This is a genomic window from Leisingera thetidis (assembly GCF_025857195.1).
Taxonomy (GTDB): domain Bacteria; phylum Pseudomonadota; class Alphaproteobacteria; order Rhodobacterales; family Rhodobacteraceae; genus Leisingera; species Leisingera thetidis.
Window position 1 is genome coordinate 1,591,136 of the sequence record NZ_CP109787.1, and the last position, 17,898, is coordinate 1,609,033.

Consider the following 17,898-nt stretch of genomic DNA (forward strand, 5'->3'; position numbering starts at 1 on the left):
GGCTGGTTCAGCGGCGGCGGCTTTCCTGGGCGTTCTGGGCGGCATTCACCCGAACGGTACGGATGCCCTCAAGATCCTGGTATGATACCGTGCGCGCCGCATGGAGCGTCCGGCTGAACTCGCTTCCGGTGCCGGTTTGGAATTCCGGATAGACCACCCGGAAATCATAGGCCAGCACGCCGTCTTCCGGGGTCTCGGCCGGGCGCAGCTCCACGTCATAGGCGCCTTGGCGGCCGGCGATTGCGGTGGCGTGGATGATGGCGCCCGATGCGGTGCGTTCGATCCGCAGCTCCGAGACCCGGGTGACCAGCACTGTGTTGTCCTTGGGCTCGGGGCGGGCGAAGATTCCGCGGGCGTTGCTGTCCTGCGGCAGCAGAGGGTTGGAATTCGCCGCTGCGGCTGTCTCGGCGGGTTCGGAGCCTCCAAACCAGTTGGACGGGTTGATCCGCGACTGTTGCCAACCGCCGCAGCCAGCCAGCACCAGCGCGCAGGCCAATGTAAGAGCCAATGGTTTGTGCATCTGTCCCCGCCCATTCAAATTGTCTTTGCATCGGATTACCCGATTGGCATCCGCTTGAAAAGCGGTTGAAATGGGTCGGGCAGGGGCTTAGGTGCTGAACAGCACCGGATAGCGCTTTTGAGGATGGACCGACGATGGCCACAGCCGCCTTTGAAGAGATCGTGGAAGACTTCGAGTTCATGGAGGACTGGGAGGACCGCTACCGGCATGTGATTGATCTGGGCAAGGCGATGGAGCCCCTGGACGATGCGCTGAAGGTGCCTGCAACCAAAGTTGACGGCTGCGCCAGCCAGGTCTGGCTGCATGCCACGGTCGAGGGCGGTGAATTCCGTTTCGACGGCGACAGCGACGCAATGATTGTGCGCGGTCTGATCGCGGTTCTGCGCCGCCTGTACAACGGGCTGCCGGTCAAGGCGGTGCCGGTGGTGGATGCCAAGGCGGAACTGGGGCGGCTGGAGCTCAATGAGCATCTGTCCTCGCAGCGTTCCAACGGCTTGCGCGCGATGATCGAACGGATCCGCGAAACGGCAATGGCGCAGGTCTGAAGCTGCCGGGCGAGGGGCCGGCCCCGCGCGCTCCCCGGAGTATTTCCAGAAAGATGAAGAGGCTAGCGTGCCCAGCCGGAAATGGCGGTTTCCAGATCGCCGTAGCCGGTATGGCGGTGCTCGAATTCCAGCCCCATCCGGTCGGCGCAGTCCCTGGCCTTTTCCACCAGCTTGGGATCGCTGATCTGCGACTGGTAGACTAGTTTGGTGTAATTGCCGAACACCATGTCCCTGAGCTCCGGGTTCTTGTCGAGCCCCATCGGCCGCCAGACGAAGGCGTCGAACTGCTTGACCAGGAAGTCGGTCAGGTAGAAGGCGGTGATTTCGCCTTCATCGGCATGGCGGGCAAAGGTGTCATTGCCCTCGAAGAAGGAGTAGCAATGCGGGCCCGCCACCATCTCGACGCCAAGCTCGGCGCATTTGCGTTCCAGCGCGCCGCCGGTGCCGCAGTCGGCATAGACCACATAGATCTTGTCGTAGACCGCTGAATGCTTCGCCACGGCGCCGTCGATGGCGTCGGTGATTTGCTCGGGATACAGGTGCAGCTTGGCGGGCAGGCAGGTGAGGTCGATGTGATCCAGCCCGTTTTTCTCCTTGATATCAAGGATTTCACGCGCAAGCGCGCCGCAGGCGATCAGCAGGATGCGGCCGGTCTTCTTTTCAGGGGCGGCCAGGCCCTGTTCGGTGAGGGAGCTTTCCTCAAGCGTCCGCCCGGTGGGCGGGCGGAAGGCAGCCCGCTCTGTCAGGCGGGCTGCGCGTCCTTTGCGTGCCAAATCAGGCGCTCATCGAGTTGTGCTTGCGCGCAACGAAGTCCTTGGCCATTTCCACGGCCACGGCTGCGTCACGGCAATAGCCGTCGGCGCCGATTGCCTTGCCGAACTCTTCGTTCAGCGGCGCGCCGCCCACCAGCACGATGTAGTCGTCGCGCAGGCCCTGTTCGACCATCGTGTCGATCACCACTTTCATGTAGGGCATGGTGGTGGTCAGCAGAGCCGACATGCCGAGGATGTCGGGCTTATGCTCTGCCATCGCTTCCAGGTAGTTTTCGACCGGGTTGTTGATGCCGATGTCGACAACCTCAAAGCCCGCGCCTTCCATCATCATGGAGACCAGGTTCTTGCCGATGTCGTGGATGTCGCCCTTGACAGTGCCGATCACCATGGAACCGACGCGCGGGGCGCCGGTTTCAGCCAGCAGCGGCTTCAGGATGGCCATGCCGCCCTTCATCGCGTTGGCCGCCAGCAGCACTTCCGGCACGAACAGGATGCCGTCGCGGAAGTCGGCGCCGACCACGGTCATGCCGCCCACCAGCGCTTTGGTCAGGATGTCGTAGGGAGTCCACTTGCGCTCCAGAAGGATGTTCACGCCTTCTTCGATTTCCTCTCTGAGACCATCATAGAGGTCGTCAAACATCTGCTGAACAAGTTCCTCGTCATCGAGTTCCGAGAGGATGATGTCTTCTTCGTCCGACATGCGCCTAATCCTTGCTGACGGGGGAGTCCCCGGTGTTGGCCTATTTCAGAAGCTTTTGTGACAGAATGCCGTCCGCGGACTGCATTATTTGCGACATTGCCGCTGTTCTAACCGACGTATAGAGACAATTTCCCCGCAAGAATAATGAAGATTCCACATGGAAATCTTCGAAATTGCCCATTTGTTCTTTATTTGTTCCTTCGCGGGGGTTACTTTGCGCCTATGCCACCGGATTTCACGCCAAATCAAATGCGCCGCAAAGCGCGCGCCAGTCTCAGCAATGCGGCAGGCCGCTATGACATGGCGCGCGATCCAGTTGATGACGGCTGGTTTCAGGAGGTTCCGCCTGCGGTGATTCCCACCGAGGTCCGCCAGGAGGCGGCGCGCACGCTGATCACCTATAACCGGTCGCCTGACCTGCCGTTTGACAGGTCGATCAATCCCTATCGCGGCTGCGAGCATGGCTGCATCTACTGTTTCGCCCGCCCGACCCATGCCTATCTGGGTCTGTCGCCCGGGCTGGATTTCGAAACCCGGCTGGTGGCACGGCCCAACGCGGCGGAGGTGCTGCGCAGGGAACTGTCGGCGCCGTGCTATAAGGTGGCCACGATTGCGCTTGGCACCAACACCGATCCCTACCAGCCGTGCGAGCGGGACTACGGCATCACCCGGGCCTGCCTGGAGGTGCTGCGCGATTTCAACCACCCGGTGGCGATTGTGACCAAAGGGGCGATGGTGGAGCGCGACCTGGATATTCTGGCGCCGATGGCGGCCAAGGGCCTGGTGCGGGCCGGGATTTCTGTCACCACGCTGGACCCGGACTTGTCACGCCGGATGGAGCCGCGGGCGCCTTTGCCTGCCCGGCGCCTGGCTGCCATCCGGCGGCTGACGGCGGCGGGCGTGCCGGTGCGGGTGATGACCTCCCCGATTGTGCCAGGGCTCACCGATCATGAACTGGAGGCGCTGCTGGCGGCCGGGGCGGAGGCCGGGGCGGACGCTGCCAGCTGGATCATGCTGCGGCTGCCGCGGGAGGTGTCGGAGCTGTGGCAGCAATGGCTGGCCGAGCACGCGCCTGACCGTGCGGCCAAGGTGATGGCGCGGTTGCGCGAGATGCACGGCGGACGCGATTACGATCCGCGCTGGGGCCATCGGATGCGCGGCGAGGGGCGCTATGCCGAAATGATCGCGCAGCGGTTCAGGGCGGCCTGCCGGCGCTTGGGGCTGCAGGAGCGGACCGCGGACTTGCGCTGCGAGCAGTTTGCCCGCCCGCCGCAGCCGGGCGATCAGCTGGCGCTGTTCTGACCCATTCTTGATCAGCCGGCCGGGCTTTTGTGCTATGCTGAGGCCGTATGCAACGGAAAGGAAGGTGTGCTATGACTTCTGTCGCTGTGACAGCACGTGTGACCGGACACGTGCAGGGCGTGGCCTTCCGCACCTGGGCAAGGGCGGAAGCGCTGCGCCACGGACTGTCCGGCTGGATCCGCAATGAGCCGGACGGATCCGTGCGGGCCTTGCTGATGGGGCCGGCTTCCGGCGTTGCCGATATGGTGCGCAGAATGGGGCGCGGCCCCGGCGCGGCCTCGGTCAAGGATGTCCAGACGGAGCGGACGGACCCCGAACCGGGCGTCAGCGGCTTCAGGATTGTCGGTTAGGCCAGGCTGGATGGCATACTGCAGGCCGCCGCAATAGCTGACGACAGCTGACGTCGGGGGGCTTGGGCCAAAACGCAATACGGTGCCGCATGAAGGCATGCGGCACCGTTTCCAATTTGAGGGCCCGCAGGTTGCGGCCTTCAGGCGCGGCGGCGGCGGCGGGAGCGGCGCTCATTGCCCGTATTTGCATCGTCTCCGGTGCCGTCGCCGTCGGAGGTGAAAGGCCCCAGCACTTCGACAATTTTCTCAAGCGCCGGGCGGTCGCCGCGCGGGCGGCTGTCCAGGGCGGCGCGCATGTGGCGCAGGTGATCGGGCATGGTGCCGCAGCAGCCGCCGATGATCTTGGCGCCGGCGTCGCGCGCCATTACCGCATATTCGCCCATCAGCTCCGGGGTGCCGTCATAGTGGATGTGGCCATCAACGTACTTCGGAATGCCGGCATTGCCTTTGGAAATGATCGGGCGTTCAGTGCCTTGCGCGGCAAAGCCCAGCACGGTGCGCAGAATGTCGGAAGCGCCGGTGCCGCAGTTGGCGCCGAAGGCCAGCGGCGCGTTGTCAAAGTCCTCCACCAGCTGGGCCAGGTCTGCCGAGGTCACCCCCATCATGGTGCGGCCCGCTGTGTCAAAGCTCATGGTGCCGCACCAGGGCATGTCCGCCAGCTTGAAAGCCTCAGCCGCGGCGCGGAATTCCTCGGGTGCGGAAATGGTCTCCAGCCACAGCACGTCTGCGCCGCCTTCTTTCAGCGCGTCGGCCTGTTCGTGGAACATCTCCACTGCCACGGCGTGGGACATGTCTCCGACGGGTTCGAAAATCTCCCCGGTCGGGCCGACGGAGCCTGCCACGGCAATCTTGCGGCCGGCCTTGTCGGCGACCTCGCGGCCCAGTTCGGCGGCGATGCGGTTCAGTTCGCGTACACGGTTCTGCGCGTCATGCAGTTTCAGCCGCGCGGCGGTGCCGCCAAAGCTGTTGGTCAGAAACAGGTCGCTGCCGGCATCGACCGACCCCTGGTACAGCGCCAGGATCTTTTTCGGCTCGTCCACGTTCCACAGTTCCGGCGCATCGCCGGACTGCAGCCCCATGGCGAACAGGTTGGTGCCGGTTGCGCCATCGGCCAGCAGCACGTCTTTGGTTTCCAGCAGCCGTTTGAAGTTGTTTGTCATGCGTTCTGTCCCGAGTCAGCAGGCCGCTCCGGCGGGGCGGGCGGTCAATGGGTCTTTCTCCCCTGTCTCACGCCGGGCGGGCAAGGGCAATTTCATTTTCTTCATCTTCATTATGAGTTTGTGCTTCAGCCGTGGCCGGCAGCACTGCCGGAGGGCGGTGAACCAGCCGCAGCAGTTCGGCAATCGAGACCGCCATCTGCAGCCAATCCGGAGCTGCGATGTAGCGCGGCTCCCAGTCAGGCGCGAAACTTGTCTTGAACCGGCGCAGGCCGCGCTCTGTGCTCCTGGCCAGGCGGCGATCGGGGACAGCGGCCAGAGACAGGCGGGGGATGCCCCTAGCAGCCGCAGCCTTGATCCCGGCGAAAACCAGCTCATGGCCGGTCCCGTCCGGTGCCCCCGGCAGTATGCGGATCAGGTCCAGGCACCATTCGCGCGACGCGGCATGGAAGCTGGCGAAGCCGATCAGCCGTCCCTCCCGGCAGGCAAGGACAATTTCCTGTCCGGAAAGATAGTGCGGCTCGAACCGGCCCATGGTGGTGCCGTAGGCGGGGCCATGGGCGGTTTGCCAGCTGGCATCCACGGTCGCCATTTGATCGAAAGGCAGGCCGGGGCCGGCGGGGCGGACATCCAGTCCGGCGTTTTCCGCATGGCGCAGCTTCCGGCGCAACTGGCGGCGGGCGGCTCCGCCAGCAGAGAACTCAAGCGGGTTCAGCACGGCCTCCTCGGCGATCCGCAGCACCCGCCAGCCGGACATGCGGGCCAGCAGCGCCGTGCGCCCGCTGCATTTGTAGTAGCAGGCGGCGGCGTTCCGGCCGCGGGCATGACCGGCCAGCGGGGCAAAGGTTTCCGAGGCGAATCCCGACAGCGGGTCAAATAGCGCAATCGACGCCTGCGGGCTGTCGAGAAGCGCAACCCGGGACAGCCCGAAAGCCTGCACCTGGCCGCCATTCTGCCGGATGATCCCGGCTTCGGAGCACGGCCGGTTGCGGGGCAGGGCGGCCGCCGGAAGGCTGCGGCTGCCCAGCAGTTCCGCGTCTTGCACCGGCGCCGCGCGCGCAGCGATCAGGCCGGGGAACAGCAGCAGCAGTCCGGATATCGCAGCCGGGACCGCGTAGTAAATCAGGCGGAAGGCCAGCAGCCCGGCAATCAGGCTGCTGTGCGGGGCTGCAGGCAGCAGCGCGCACAAGGCCAGTTCAAACGGCCCGGCGCCCCCGGGCGCCGAGGAGACCACGGCGAGCCCCAGGGCAATGGCGTAGGCCGCGAGAAGCTGCGCCCAGGCGGCATCGGCAGCGGCGGGCAGCAGCAGCCAAAGGGCAGTTGCCGCGGCGGTCACATCGGCCATTGCCCAGAACCCCAAGGCCGCCATTGCGGTCAGGGACGGCCAGCGCAGTTTCAGCCGGAACAAGGATGTTTCCGGGTGCAGGAAGCTGAATGCCGCCAGACCCGCTGCGGCAATCAGGATCAGCATGCCGGCTCCGGCCAGCCCCGGTGACGGTGGCGCAGCGATCAGAGCAGCGCTGCAGATCACCAAAAGCGCGCTGAGAAAGGTTGCGGCAACCAGCGCCGTCAGCTGTCCGGCCTGCAGCGGAGACAGGCCGGGCAGCAGGCGCCAGCGGGCATAGGTGCCGGTGATCAGGCCAAAGCCGGTGGTCTGCGAAAAGGCAATCGCGGCCATCCCCGCGCGGCGCGCGGCAGGCCCGTCAAACCCGGTGCCAAGATGGCGGTGGGCAACGGAATCATAGCGGCCAAGCGCCCAGAAGCTGATGCAGGTCGCCAGCGCGGCGCCCGCCCATTTCCAGGCCGGCAGGCTGATCAGAGCGGCGCCAAGTTCCCCCGGCAGCGGCAGATCCGTCTGCGCCTGCAGCAGCCAAAGGCAGACGGCCATGATCAGGAACGGCGCGGCCAGCCGGATCCGCCGTGCGGCAGGTCTCAGGGCCGGGGATTTCAAAAACAGCATGGCAATCCTTGACTGGCAGCGCACAAGGCCCTTTCCGCCAGTCTAGATGAAGCGGTTTTCGGATCGGTTAACCCGCAAGGCGCCCCCTTCTTCCAAGGTGGCCCGGCGGGCTTCGGCCGTCAGGGAGGAGGCTCCGGCGGACCGCAGAAGGGCCGGCACAGGCAATCAGCGCTGCCGCCGGGCATCGCGGTCAGGATCAGCCCCGGGGTTTTCCGGGCGGGCTGGTCCGGCCAGTCTGTTACCCGGCTTCCCGCAGGATCTCCGCCTGTGCCTGCGGCATCAGTTCCAGCAGTTTACGGCGGATCTGCTCTTCGCTGGCCTGGATTCCCAAGTCGCCCGTCAGCTTGCGCACGACGTCCTCGTGGCCGGCTTCCTCGAGATCGGCAGCGACGATGGACCGGGCATAGTCGTCGGCTGCCAGACCGGATTTCCCCAGAAGCTCCGCGGCCCAGAGACCGAGCAGTTTGTTGCGCCGTGCCCGTGCCTTGAACTGCATCTCCTCGTCATGCGCGAATTTGGCTTCAAACGCCTGTTCGCGCTCGTCAAATGTTGTCATGGCTGATCCTCATTAACGTTTGCACCTCAGTAATGATAGGAGCATGATAACAGTCCAGGGCAAGAAAAAATTGTGCCTGTGAAAGCCTTTGTGCAGCTGTCCATACCGGGCCGGGCAATGTGTTCCCCGTGCCGGCAGGCAGCCGCTGCCGGGGCTGGGCAAACGGCGGCGTGCTGGCCCCGTGCAGCAAGCTTGCGGCTGAAGCCCCCTTGCACTATGAGAGCGGCACATCGCAGGGCCGGATTCCCGGCATTGACCCGAAAGGTTCCCAATGGCGCGTCGCAAGAAAATCTACGAAGGCAAGGCCAAGACACTGTATGAAGGCCCCGAGCCGGGCACCATCGTGCAGTATTTCAAGGATGACGCCACCGCCTTCAATGCCGAAAAGCACGACGTGATCGAGGGCAAGGGTGTCCTGAACAACATCCTCAGCGAGTTCTTCATGCTGGGCCTCGGGCAGATCGGCGTGCCGACCCATTTCCTGAAACGGCTGAACATGCGCGAGCAGCTGGTGCGCAGCTGCGAGATCATTCCGCTGGAAGTCATCGTGCGCAATTACGCCGCGGGCTCGATTTCCAAGCGTCTGGGCATCGACGAAGGCACCCAGCTGCCGCGTCCGGTGGTGGAATACTGTTACAAGGACGACGCCTTGGGCGACCCGCTGGTCACCGAAGAGCACATTGCGGCCTTTGGCTGGGCCAGCCAGCAGGATATGGACGACATCCTCAGCCTGGCACTGCGGGTGAATGACTTCCTGTCCGGCGTGTTCCTTGCCGTCGGCATCCGCCTGGTCGACTTCAAGATCGAGATCGGCCGGGTCTACGAGGGCGACTTCCAGCGCCTGGTGATTGCCGATGAGATCAGCCCCGACAGCTGCCGCCTGTGGGATATCAAGACCGGCCAGAAGCTGGACAAGGACGTTTTCCGGCGTGATCTTGGCAGCCTCACGGATGCTTATTCCGAAGTGGCGCGGCGTCTGGGCGTGATGCCGAACAACCCGCCTGCGCCGGGCAAGCCGACGCTGGTGAACTGACAGAGGGACCGCTGCGCCTGCCGCGCCGCGGGTCTTTGAGTATTTTTGCAAAGAAGAAGCCCAGGATGGGGCTTCGCCATCGAAAACCTGAGGGATGATGCGATGAAGGCACGGGTGCATGTGATGCTGAAGAACGGGGTTCTGGATCCGCAGGGCGAGGCCGTGCGCCACGCGCTGGGAGCCTTGGGCTTTGACAAGGTCGAAGGCGTGCGCCAGGGCAAGGTGATCGATCTGGATCTGGCCGCCGGCGCAACCGAGGCAGACGTGACCGCGATGTGCGAAAAGCTTCTGGCCAACACCGTGATCGAATCCTACAGCATCGAGATGCAGTGATGAAGGCGGCGGTTGTTGTTTTCCCGGGGTCGAACTGCGACCGCGACCTGGCGGTGGCGTTCGAGCAGGCCGGTTTCGATGTGTCGATGGTCTGGCACAAGGACAGCGCGCTGCCTGCAGGCGTGGATATCGTCGGGGTGCCGGGCGGCTTCTCCTATGGCGACTACCTGCGCTGCGGCGCCATTGCGGCGCAGTCGCCGATCTGCAAGGCGGTGATCGAACATGCCGGCCGCGGCGGTTATGCGGTCGGCGTCTGCAACGGTTTTCAAATCCTGACCGAAACCGGCGTGCTGCCGGGGGCGCTGCTGCGCAATGCTGGTCTGAAATACATCTGCCGCACGGTGGACCTGAAGGTGGCGACCGCTGACAGCGTCTTTACCCGGGGCTACAGCGCGGGCGATGTGATCGGCGTGCCGATTGCCCATCATGATGGCAACTATTTTGCCGACGCGGACACCGTCAAGGCGCTGCAGGACCAGGACCGGGTGGCCTTCACCTATGAGGACAATCCCAACGGGTCGGTCGCGGACATTGCTGGCATCCTGTCGGAAAACCGCCGTGTTCTCGGCATGATGCCGCATCCGGAGCGGGCCGCGGACGAGGGCCACGGCGGCACCGACGGGACGGCAGTGTTCCGCGCATTGGCGGGCATGGTCGCCGCGGCGTGACTTGAGGAAGCGGGGCGGCCGCAATAGGTATGGGTTATGACCGCCCCGCGCACTGATTTGAACACCAGCGGATCCAAGACACGCTCGCGCACCATTTCGTGGCGGGCGCGGCTGGCGCTTGTGCTGTTCATGGCCGCGGCGGCGGTTACCGTCTGGACCACCAACCGGGCGCTGACCCACCGCTTCACCGAAAGCACCCGCAACCGGGCCGAGCTGCGGCTGGCGCTCTATTCCGGCAACCTCCTCAGCGAACTGCGCCAGCACGCCATTGTGCCGCAGCTGCTGGCGCGCGACCAGACGCTGATCTCGGCGCTGCAATCCAATGACTTCTCGCTGTCAACACAGCGGCTTATCTCCTTTGTCGATGAGATCGGCGCCGCCTCGATCATGCTGTTGGCACAGGACGGGCGCACGGTGGCGGCAACCGATCGAAACCGGCTGGGCGAGAGCCATCGCAATGCTGCCTATTTTGTCGATGCGGTGCGGGCAAAGTCGACCGTGTTCTCGGTGATCCCGCGCGAGGTCGGCGGCTACCGGTTCACCTATTCGCGGCGGATGATCGACGCCACAGGCGTTCTTGGCGCGATTGTGGTCGAGGTGGACCTGCAGAAATTCGAGCGCGCCTGGGCGGGCATTTCCGATGCGGTGCTGGTCACCGACAGCACCGGCAATATCATTCTGGCCACCGAGGCCCGCTGGCGCGGTCTGAAGGAGAGCGATGCGCTGACCCTGCAGACGCCTGAAGGCGCGATCCAGCGGGCGATCCGCGCCACCACCGACTGGACCGCGCTGCCGCCGGATGCCTATCTGCAGGGCGAGGCGGTGATGCGGCTGGAGACAAGGGTGCCGTTCCAGGGCTGGCGGATGGCGTCATTCACCACTTACTCCTCGGTCCGCGAGAAGGTGAATGCGGTGCTGGCGCTGGAGATCATGGGATTCGCCATCCTGCTGGCGCTGGCCTTTTATGCGCTGAGCCGCAAGACGGCGCTGCGGATGGCGCTGTTCCAGCGCGAGTCGGCAGAGCTTCGCGTATTGAACGCTCGCCTTCAGCGGGAAATTGCCGAGCGCGAACGGATGCAAAAGACCCTGGCCGTGGCCGAGCAAAGCCTGGCGCAAAGCTCGAAGCTGGCCGCACTGGGCGAGATGTCGGCGGCCGTCAGCCACGAGCTGAACCAGCCGCTTGCGGCGATGAAAACCTATCTGGCCGGCGCCCGGCTGCTGCTCAACCGGAACCGCCCGGACGAGGCGCTGGCCTCCTTTGGCCGGATCGACGACCTGATCGAGCGGATGGGGGCGATCACCCGCCAGCTGAAATCCTACGCGCGCAAGGGCGGCGACGCGTTCAGCCCTGTAAACTTGGGCGATGCGCTGGCTTCCAGTCTCTCGATGATGGAGCCGCAACTGCGTCAGCGGCATGTGAAAATCACCCGGATTTTGCCCGAAGAACCTGTTATGGTGATGGGCGACCGGATGCGGCTGGAACAGGTCATGGTCAACCTCTTGCGCAATGCGCTGGACGCCACCAAGTCAGTGGCGGACCCGGAGGTGGAAGTGCTGCTGGCGGCCGGTGAGACGGCAACCCTGTCGGTGCGCGACAATGGAGTGGGGATCAAGGACTTCGATGAATTGTTCGAGCCATTCTACACCACCAAGCAGCCCGGAGACGGAGTTGGATTGGGTCTTGCCATCTCCTCGGGGATCGTCAACGACCTTGGGGGACGGCTGACCGCCCGCAACGGCCAGAACGGCGGCGCGGTCTTTGAGATGCAATTGCCGGTCCTGGTGGACGGCATCGAGGCTGCGGAATGAGGCAGCCCCAGAAGATTAGGAGTGAACGCGCATGGCCCAGGCTATGAAGATCGCGATCGTGGACGACGAACAGGATATGCGGCAGTCGATCAGCCAGTGGCTGGCACTGTCGGGATACGACACCGAGACCTTCTCCAGCGCCGAAGAGGCGCTCAAGGTTCTGGGGCCGGATTACCCGGGGATCGTGATCTCGGACATCAAGATGCCCGGCATGGACGGGATGCAGTTCCTGAAAAAGCTGATGGGCAGCGACAGTGCGCTGCCGGTGATCATGATCACCGGCCACGGCGATGTGCCGATGGCGGTTGAGGCGATGCGCGTGGGCGCCTTCGACTTCCTGGAAAAACCCTTCAACCCGGACCGCATGTCGGAGCTGGCCAAGCGCGCCACCGGTGCGCGCCGCCTGACGCTCGACAACCGGGCGCTGCGGCGGGAGCTGTCCGACGGCGGCCAGATCATGAAAAAGCTGATCGGCCAAAGCCCGGTGATGGAGCGCCTGCGCGAGGATATCCTGGATCTCGGCCAGGCCGACGGCCACGTGCTGATCGATGGTGAAACCGGTACCGGCAAGACGCTGGTGGCGCATGCGCTGCATGCGGTTGGCAGCCGCGCGGGCAAGAAATTCGTGCTGATCTCCTGCGCCGCGCTGGAGGAAGAGGCGCTGGCCAAACGCTTGTTCGGCCCGATGCTGCCGGAAGACAGCATGCTGCCCGCTGTCGAGGATGCCCGCGGCGGCACCCTGGTGCTGGAAGACATTGATGCGCTGTCCGAAACCCTGCAGGCCAAGCTGCTGAGCGTGATCAACGAGCAGGGGACGCCGGCCGAAACCCGGATCATTGCGATTTCGAACCTGCAGGAAGCGGGCAAGACCTGCGAGGACGCCCTGCGCCCGGACCTGTTCTACCGCTTGGCGGCGCTGCGCATCACCGTGCCGCCGCTGCGCCAGCGCGGCGAGGACATCCTGACCCTGTTCACCCGGCTCAGCGAGCAGTTTTCCGAGGAATACGGCTGCGACGCGCCGCAGGTCAGCGCCCAGGAAGCGGCGCAGCTGCTGCAGGCGCCCTGGCCGGGCAATGTGCGCCAGCTGATCAACATCGCGGAACGTGCGGTGCTGCAGTCGCGCCGCGGCTCCGGCACAATTGCCTCGCTGCTGATGTCCGATCACGAGGAGATGCAGCCGGTGATGACCACCGAAGGCAAGCCGCTGAAGGAATATGTGGAAGCCTTCGAGCGGATGCTGATCGACAACACCATGCGCCGCCACAAGGGCTCGATCGCCAGCGTCATGGATGAGCTGTGCCTGCCGCGCCGCACCCTGAACGAGAAAATGGCGAAATACGGCCTGCAGCGCTCGGATTACCTGGCGTAAGCCTTCCGGAGGCCGCTCCCCGATGCGGGAAACGGCCTGGAAAACATCTCATGCCCGGCTCCGGATTGCTTGCAGGCTGCCGGAGCCGCAGGGCGGACCGGCCAATGCCCGTGCTGGATCAGCAGCGCGAAACTGCATCGGGCGGGCGCGGAACCGGGCTTGGCTGCACCGGAAACTTACGGGAAATTAACAACCTGCCTGCTAAGGGCGGCTGGATTCATTTTCAGGCTCTGGGGTGACGAATGGCCATTGTCATTACCTATCCACAGGCCTTATGCTGACCCAACGGGCCGGAAACCGGCTTCTGGTTTCCCCCGTTCCGATGAGTTTCGCTGGCTCTGGCTTTTGTCCGGCATGATCCGAGAAAGCTGCAGTCAGACCGATTGGCCCTCTTAACCAAGGGGGCAGTTTAGCGCCCAAACCGGAATTGCAGCCGGTGCAGGGATAACAAGGCAGGAGTGGGTGCGTCCCGCTTGCCGGAGAAGAACCGCGATGACGCGCGCGAGAGCGAAGAGCACTGAGGCAGGAAGGCCGGGCATGAAACCCGGGACCACCTGCTGCACCGCGCCGTCCCAGATCGCCCTGACAAGACACCACCCGAAACGCGCGCGGCCGCCTGGAAGCAGGAGGCTTGCGGGCGCACAGGGCAGGTGCACCAAGGACACATGGCAAAGAAGATGCTTATTGACGCCACCCACGCGGAAGAGACCCGCGTTGTGGTGGTCGATGGAAACAAGGTTGAGGAATTCGACTTTGAATCCGAAAACAAACGCCAGCTTGCTGGCAACATTTACCTCGCAAAAGTAACCCGGGTCGAGCCGTCGCTGCAGGCGGCCTTTGTGGACTATGGCGGCAACCGCCATGGCTTTCTGGCGTTTTCCGAAATTCACCCGGACTATTACCAGATCCCGGTGGCCGACCGCGAAGCGCTGATGGAAGAAGAGCGGGCCTATGCGGAAACATTGCGCGCCCGTGACGAGGAAGAGGACGAAAAACCGGCCAAGCCCAAGCGTTCGCGCAAGCCCAAGTCCGCAGCCAAGGCGGCCAAGGCGTCTTCCAGTGATGCGGTGAAAACCAAAGAGCTGGACTCTGCGGAAGAAAAGCCCGCCGAAATCGCCGGGATGGAAACCATCGATCTGAGCGACAGCGCTGAAGCCGTGGAAGAACCGGCGGAACTGGCCGAGGTGCCTGAGGATGCCGCGGCGGCTCAGCCTGCTGAAGAGCCCCAGGCTGCAGAAACAGCAGATGCCGAAGCCCCTGACGGGGATGCCGCAGCGGCTGAGTCGGCGGATGCATCTGCCGAGGCTGCGGAACAGGCGGCCGAAGCCAAGGAAGAAGACGTTTCGGCAGAGGCCGCTGCGGAGACCGAGGCTGCGGAAACCGGCACCAAGGCAGCAAGCGCTGAAACCGCTGAGGCCGAAGCCGCAGAGGCTGAAGCCGCTGAGGGAGACGACGACCGGGACGTCAGCCGGGCTGATGCCGCGACCAAGGATGAAAGCATTGAATCCGTCGCCGAAGAGGACGACAGCGAGGATATCCGCCCGCCGCGCAAGCCGCGCCCGCGCCGCTACAAGATCCAGGAAGTGATCAAGGTGCGCCAGGTTCTGCTGGTGCAGGTCGTCAAGGAGGAACGCGGCAACAAAGGGGCGGCGCTGACCACCTATCTGTCGCTGGCCGGCCGCTACTGCGTGCTGATGCCCAACACCGCCCGCGGCGGCGGCATCTCCCGCAAGATCACCAACGCTGCCGACCGCAAGAAGCTGAAAGAAATTGCCACCGAACTGGACGTGCCCACCGGCGCAGGCCTGATCGTGCGCACTGCGGGTGCCAAACGCACCAAATCCGAGATCAAGCGCGACTACGAATATCTGCAGCGGATGTGGGAGCAAATCCGCGAGCTGACGCTGAAGTCCATCGCGCCGGCCAAGATCTATGAAGAGGGCGACCTGATCAAACGCTCGATCCGCGACCTCTACAGCCGCGAGATCGACGAGGTTCTGGTCGAAGGCGAGCGCGGCTACCGCATCGCCAAGGACTTCATGAAGATGATCATGCCGTCCCATGCCAAGAACGTGAAGAACTACCAGGAAGGGCTGCCGCTGTTCGCCCGGTTCCAGGTCGAAAGCTACCTGGGCGGGATGTTCAACCCGACCGTGCAGCTGAAATCCGGCGGCTATATCGTGATCGGCGTGACCGAAGCCCTGGTGGCGATCGACGTGAACTCCGGCCGCGCCACCAAACAGGGCTCGATCGAGGAAACCGCGCTCAACACCAACCTGGAGGCGGCTGAAGAAGTCGCCCGCCAGTTGCGCCTGCGTGACCTTGCCGGCCTGATCGTCATCGACTTCATCGACATGGACGAGCGCAAGAACAACGCTGCTGTCGAAAAGCGCATGAAGGACAAGCTGAAGACCGACCGCGCCCGCATTCAGGTGGGCCGGATCTCGGGCTTTGGCCTGATGGAAATGTCGCGCCAGCGCCTGCGCCCCGGCATGATCGAGGCCACCACCGCGCCGTGCCCGCATTGCCATGGCACCGGCCTGATCCGCTCGGACGACTCGATGGCGCTATCGATCCTGCGCCAGATCGAGGAAGAGGGCACCCGCCGCCGCTCCCGCGAGGTGCTGGTGCGCTGCCCGGTCTCCATCGCCAACTTCCTGATGAACCAGAAGCGCGAGCATATTGCCCAGATCGAGGCGCGCTACGGCCTGTCCGTGCGCATCGAAGGGGATCCGCATCTGGTCAGCCCGGACTTCGTTCTGGAGAAATTCAAGACCGCGTCGCGGAATGTGCCTGCTGTCACCGCTCCGGTGGTGTCGGTGGACACGTCGATCATGGATCAGGTGGACGCCGAAGAGGCCAGTCAGGACGTTGACGAGGACGAGACCGCTGCCGCGCCTGATGCCGCCGAGGATGCAGCTCAGGACGACAAGCCAAAGCGAAAACGCCGCCGCCGCCGCCGCCGGAAGCCCGGGTCTGGCGATCAGCCGCAGGCGGGCGAAAACGGTGACGACGCATCCGAGGACCAGGAACAGCCGCAGGAAGAGGCTGCCGAGGATTCAGAGGCTGCGCCCGAAGGAGGCGACGCCGCTGCGGAAGAGGTGAAGGAAAAGAAGAAGCCGTCCCGCACCCGCACCCGGTCGCGCAAGCCGAAAGCCAAACCGGCGGACACCGAGGCAGAAGCCCAGGAAGAGGCTGCTGCCCCCGCTGACAGCGTCAAGGAAAGTGCTCCGGACGAACCGGTTGCAGCTGAAGCTGCGGATGCGCCTGCAGCAGAGGCTGCGGCAGATGCCCCGGCTGAAGCGGCAGCGGAACCGGTTGCGGCAGAGGCGGAAGACACTGTGCAGGAAGACACTGCGCAAGAGGCAGCTGGCGCCGCCGCTGAACCTGCCGTTGAAGCCGAAGATACGGCTCCAGCGGAGCAAACCGCGGCAGAAGAGGACGCCGCACCGGCGGAAGAGCCTGCAAAAGCTGCTGAGGAACCCGCCGCCGGAACAGGGGCGGAAAAGCCCGCAGCAGAAGAAGCTGCGGAAGCTGGCCCGAAGCCATCTGAACCAGAGAACCAGCCGGAACCTGCCATGGCCGGCGCAGACGCTGAGCCTGAACAGGCGGCCCCGCCCAAGCCCAAACGCCGCGGCTGGTGGTCGATGGGCGGCTGACAAATGATAAAGCGGGCCGGATGGCCCGCTTTTTTCTTTTCAGATCACTACTGCGCTGGCCGTTCCGGCGCTCGGTTTCAGAGGCCGCCGCCCTTGCGGATCAGGTATATCTGATGGCCGCAGCCGTCACGGCAGCCGAGGAACTCATGCCCCGCTTCATTGCAGAAATGCGGCACGTCGATCACTGCCGCCGGGTCATCCGCCAGCAGTTGCAGCACCTGGCCGGGTTGCAGCGGTTTCAGCCGCTTGCGGGCCTTCAGGACGGGCAGGGGGCACAGCAGCCCAATGGCGTCCAATGTCTCTTTGATCTCGGTCATGGTGTGCAGATAAGCGGGATGTTTCATGCTGTCCACAAGGATGTGACCAGCCGTCCCCGTGACGTTGGTCAGTTGCTGGCATAAGTGTTGGGACATGTTTGGAATCGAGATTATCGACGCAGGGCTGCTCCCTGCCATGCTGGTGGCGCTGCTGGGCGGTGTGATCAGCTTTCTGTCGCCTTGCGTACTGCCGATCGTGCCGCCGTATCTGGCCTATATGAGCGGCGTTACCATAGGCGAGATGCAGGGCACATCAGCGGCACGGCGCAAGGCAATCATTGCGGCGCTGTTCTTTGTCATGGGGCTGTCCACGGTGTTTCTGCTGCTGGGCTTCACCGCCTCGGCCTTTGGCGCCTTTGTGCTGCAGAATCAGGAGCTTTTCGCCCAGGTCTCAGGTGTCGTGGTGATCATCTTCGGCCTGCACTTCCTGTCGGTTTTCCGAATTCCCCTGCTGGACCGCGAGGCGCGGATGGAAGCGGGCGAATCCGGTGGTTCCGCATTGGGGGCCTATGTGCTGGGTCTGGCCTTCGCCTTTGGCTGGACCCCCTGCATCGGCCCGCAGCTGGGCGCGATCCTGTCGCTGGCGGCCTCCGAGGCCTCGGTCAGCCGCGGCACCCTGCTGCTGGGCGTTTATGCCGCGGGGCTGGGCGTGCCCTTCCTTCTGGCGGCGATGTTCCTCAACCGCTCGATGACGCTGATGAACAAGATGAAGCGCCACATGGGGCTGATCGAAAAGGTGATGGGCGGCCTCTTGCTGCTTGTCGGGATCATGCTGGTCACCGGTCTGTTCACCACATTCTCCTGGTGGCTGCTGGAGACCTTCCCGGCGCTGGCAACGCTGGGCTGA

The 17,898-nt window shown here is 64.3% G+C and carries 17 protein-coding genes; 10 read left to right on the forward strand and 7 right to left on the reverse strand.

All coding sequences use genetic code 11. The features are described from left to right. Positions 1-7 precede the first annotated feature (7 nt). Positions 8-520 carry a hypothetical protein gene (locus tag OKQ63_RS07655; RefSeq protein ID WP_264213348.1) on the reverse strand — a complete coding sequence of 171 codons (513 nt, stop codon included), beginning with the start codon at positions 518-520 and terminating at the stop codon, positions 8-10. Between the two features lie 134 nt (positions 521-654). Here OKQ63_RS07655 and OKQ63_RS07660 point away from each other — a divergent pair, with 134 nt between their 5' ends. Then, positions 655-1,065, forward strand: coding sequence for a SufE family protein (locus tag OKQ63_RS07660; RefSeq protein ID WP_264213349.1), 411 nt, complete (start codon positions 655-657; stop codon positions 1,063-1,065). A gap of 62 nt (positions 1,066-1,127) precedes the next feature. On the opposite strand, the gene OKQ63_RS07665 is transcribed toward OKQ63_RS07660, so the two are convergent. Both OKQ63_RS07665 and OKQ63_RS07670 read right to left on the reverse strand, forming a co-directional pair. Then, positions 1,128-1,838, reverse strand: coding sequence for a DUF1638 domain-containing protein (locus OKQ63_RS07665; RefSeq protein WP_264213350.1), 711 nt, complete (start codon positions 1,836-1,838; stop codon positions 1,128-1,130). A gap of 1 nt (position 1,839) precedes the next feature. Next, positions 1,840-2,538 (reverse strand): corrinoid protein, encoded by a 699-nt coding sequence (locus OKQ63_RS07670; RefSeq protein ID WP_264213351.1) that lies wholly within the window; start codon positions 2,536-2,538, stop codon positions 1,840-1,842. A 249-nt stretch (positions 2,539-2,787) separates the two neighbouring features. Between OKQ63_RS07670 and OKQ63_RS07675 the strand changes: the two genes are divergently transcribed. Both OKQ63_RS07675 and OKQ63_RS07680 read left to right on the forward strand, forming a co-directional pair. Further along, positions 2,788-3,840, forward strand: a complete 1,053-nt coding sequence (locus OKQ63_RS07675) for a PA0069 family radical SAM protein (RefSeq protein ID WP_264213352.1) — start codon at positions 2,788-2,790, stop codon at positions 3,838-3,840. 71 nt (positions 3,841-3,911) lie between these two features. Continuing rightward, a complete protein-coding gene (locus OKQ63_RS07680) occupies positions 3,912-4,190 on the forward strand; it encodes an acylphosphatase (protein WP_264213353.1) in 279 nt (92 codons plus the stop codon). A 140-nt stretch (positions 4,191-4,330) separates the two neighbouring features. Here OKQ63_RS07680 and bmt read toward each other — a convergent pair whose 3' ends face one another. The 3 genes from bmt to OKQ63_RS07695 form a co-directional block, all read right to left on the reverse strand. Then, positions 4,331-5,350, reverse strand: coding sequence for a betaine--homocysteine S-methyltransferase (bmt, locus tag OKQ63_RS07685; protein ID WP_264213354.1), 1,020 nt, complete (start codon positions 5,348-5,350; stop codon positions 4,331-4,333). A gap of 67 nt (positions 5,351-5,417) precedes the next feature. Beyond that, positions 5,418-7,307, reverse strand: a complete 1,890-nt coding sequence (locus OKQ63_RS07690) for a phosphatidylglycerol lysyltransferase domain-containing protein (protein ID WP_264213355.1) — start codon at positions 7,305-7,307, stop codon at positions 5,418-5,420. A 238-nt stretch (positions 7,308-7,545) separates the two neighbouring features. Further along, positions 7,546-7,863: a DUF1476 domain-containing protein gene (locus OKQ63_RS07695; protein ID WP_264213356.1), complete on the reverse strand. Its 318-nt coding sequence runs from the start codon at positions 7,861-7,863 to the stop codon at positions 7,546-7,548. A 271-nt stretch (positions 7,864-8,134) separates the two neighbouring features. On the opposite strand from OKQ63_RS07695, the gene purC reads away from it, so the two are divergent. The 6 genes from purC to OKQ63_RS07725 all read left to right on the forward strand — a co-directional run bounded on the left by purC (position 8,135) and on the right by OKQ63_RS07725 (position 16,734). Beyond that, positions 8,135-8,896 (forward strand): phosphoribosylaminoimidazolesuccinocarboxamide synthase, encoded by a 762-nt coding sequence (gene purC, locus OKQ63_RS07700; RefSeq protein WP_264213357.1) that lies wholly within the window; start codon positions 8,135-8,137, stop codon positions 8,894-8,896. Positions 8,897-8,998: 102 nt separating this feature from the next. Beyond that, on the forward strand, positions 8,999-9,229 hold the full coding sequence (gene purS, locus OKQ63_RS07705) for a phosphoribosylformylglycinamidine synthase subunit PurS (RefSeq protein ID WP_264213358.1): 231 nt from the start codon (positions 8,999-9,001) through the stop codon (positions 9,227-9,229). Continuing rightward, on the forward strand, positions 9,229-9,897 hold the full coding sequence (gene purQ / locus OKQ63_RS07710) for a phosphoribosylformylglycinamidine synthase subunit PurQ (RefSeq protein WP_264213359.1): 669 nt from the start codon (positions 9,229-9,231) through the stop codon (positions 9,895-9,897). The genes purS and purQ overlap by 1 nt, the downstream gene beginning before the upstream one ends. Positions 9,898-9,933: 36 nt before the next feature. Continuing rightward, complete coding sequence (locus OKQ63_RS07715) at positions 9,934-11,706, forward strand: ATP-binding protein (RefSeq protein ID WP_264213360.1); 1,773 nt, start codon at positions 9,934-9,936, stop codon at positions 11,704-11,706. Between the two features lie 31 nt (positions 11,707-11,737). Then, positions 11,738-13,075 carry a sigma-54-dependent transcriptional regulator gene (locus tag OKQ63_RS07720; protein ID WP_264213361.1) on the forward strand — a complete coding sequence of 446 codons (1,338 nt, stop codon included), beginning with the start codon at positions 11,738-11,740 and terminating at the stop codon, positions 13,073-13,075. A 665-nt stretch (positions 13,076-13,740) separates the two neighbouring features. After that, positions 13,741-16,734, forward strand: a complete 2,994-nt coding sequence (locus OKQ63_RS07725) for an Rne/Rng family ribonuclease (protein ID WP_264213362.1) — start codon at positions 13,741-13,743, stop codon at positions 16,732-16,734. A gap of 77 nt (positions 16,735-16,811) precedes the next feature. Here OKQ63_RS07725 and OKQ63_RS07730 read toward each other — a convergent pair whose 3' ends face one another. Next, positions 16,812-17,051 (reverse strand): sulfurtransferase TusA family protein, encoded by a 240-nt coding sequence (locus tag OKQ63_RS07730; protein WP_264213899.1) that lies wholly within the window; start codon positions 17,049-17,051, stop codon positions 16,812-16,814. Between the two features lie 94 nt (positions 17,052-17,145). Between OKQ63_RS07730 and OKQ63_RS07735 the strand changes: the two genes are divergently transcribed. Further along, entirely contained in the window at positions 17,146-17,898 is a 753-nt protein-coding gene (locus OKQ63_RS07735; protein ID WP_264213363.1) for a cytochrome c biogenesis CcdA family protein, read from the forward strand.

Excerpts from the sequence above, each read along its gene's own strand:
- OKQ63_RS07655 (WP_264213348.1), bottom strand. The coding sequence starts at position 520 with ATGCACAAACCATTGGCTCTTACATTGGCCTGCGCGCTGGTGCTGGCT.
- OKQ63_RS07660 (WP_264213349.1), top strand. The coding sequence starts at position 655 with ATGGCCACAGCCGCCTTTGAAGAGATCGTGGAAGACTTCGAGTTCATG.
- OKQ63_RS07670 (WP_264213351.1), bottom strand. The coding sequence starts at position 2,538 with ATGTCGGACGAAGAAGACATCATCCTCTCGGAACTCGATGACGAGGAA.
- OKQ63_RS07675 (WP_264213352.1), top strand. The coding sequence starts at position 2,788 with ATGCGCCGCAAAGCGCGCGCCAGTCTCAGCAATGCGGCAGGCCGCTAT.
- OKQ63_RS07680 (WP_264213353.1), top strand. The coding sequence starts at position 3,912 with ATGACTTCTGTCGCTGTGACAGCACGTGTGACCGGACACGTGCAGGGC.
- bmt (WP_264213354.1), bottom strand. The coding sequence starts at position 5,350 with ATGACAAACAACTTCAAACGGCTGCTGGAAACCAAAGACGTGCTGCTG.
- OKQ63_RS07690 (WP_264213355.1), bottom strand. The coding sequence starts at position 7,307 with ATGCTGTTTTTGAAATCCCCGGCCCTGAGACCTGCCGCACGGCGGATC.
- OKQ63_RS07695 (WP_264213356.1), bottom strand. The coding sequence starts at position 7,863 with ATGACAACATTTGACGAGCGCGAACAGGCGTTTGAAGCCAAATTCGCG.
- purC (WP_264213357.1), top strand. The coding sequence starts at position 8,135 with ATGGCGCGTCGCAAGAAAATCTACGAAGGCAAGGCCAAGACACTGTAT.
- purS (WP_264213358.1), top strand. The coding sequence starts at position 8,999 with ATGAAGGCACGGGTGCATGTGATGCTGAAGAACGGGGTTCTGGATCCG.
- purQ (WP_264213359.1), top strand. The coding sequence starts at position 9,229 with ATGAAGGCGGCGGTTGTTGTTTTCCCGGGGTCGAACTGCGACCGCGAC.
- OKQ63_RS07715 (WP_264213360.1), top strand. The coding sequence starts at position 9,934 with ATGACCGCCCCGCGCACTGATTTGAACACCAGCGGATCCAAGACACGC.
- OKQ63_RS07720 (WP_264213361.1), top strand. The coding sequence starts at position 11,738 with ATGGCCCAGGCTATGAAGATCGCGATCGTGGACGACGAACAGGATATG.
- OKQ63_RS07725 (WP_264213362.1), top strand. The coding sequence starts at position 13,741 with ATGGCAAAGAAGATGCTTATTGACGCCACCCACGCGGAAGAGACCCGC.
- OKQ63_RS07730 (WP_264213899.1), bottom strand. The coding sequence starts at position 17,051 with ATGACCGAGATCAAAGAGACATTGGACGCCATTGGGCTGCTGTGCCCC.
- OKQ63_RS07735 (WP_264213363.1), top strand. The coding sequence starts at position 17,146 with ATGTTTGGAATCGAGATTATCGACGCAGGGCTGCTCCCTGCCATGCTG.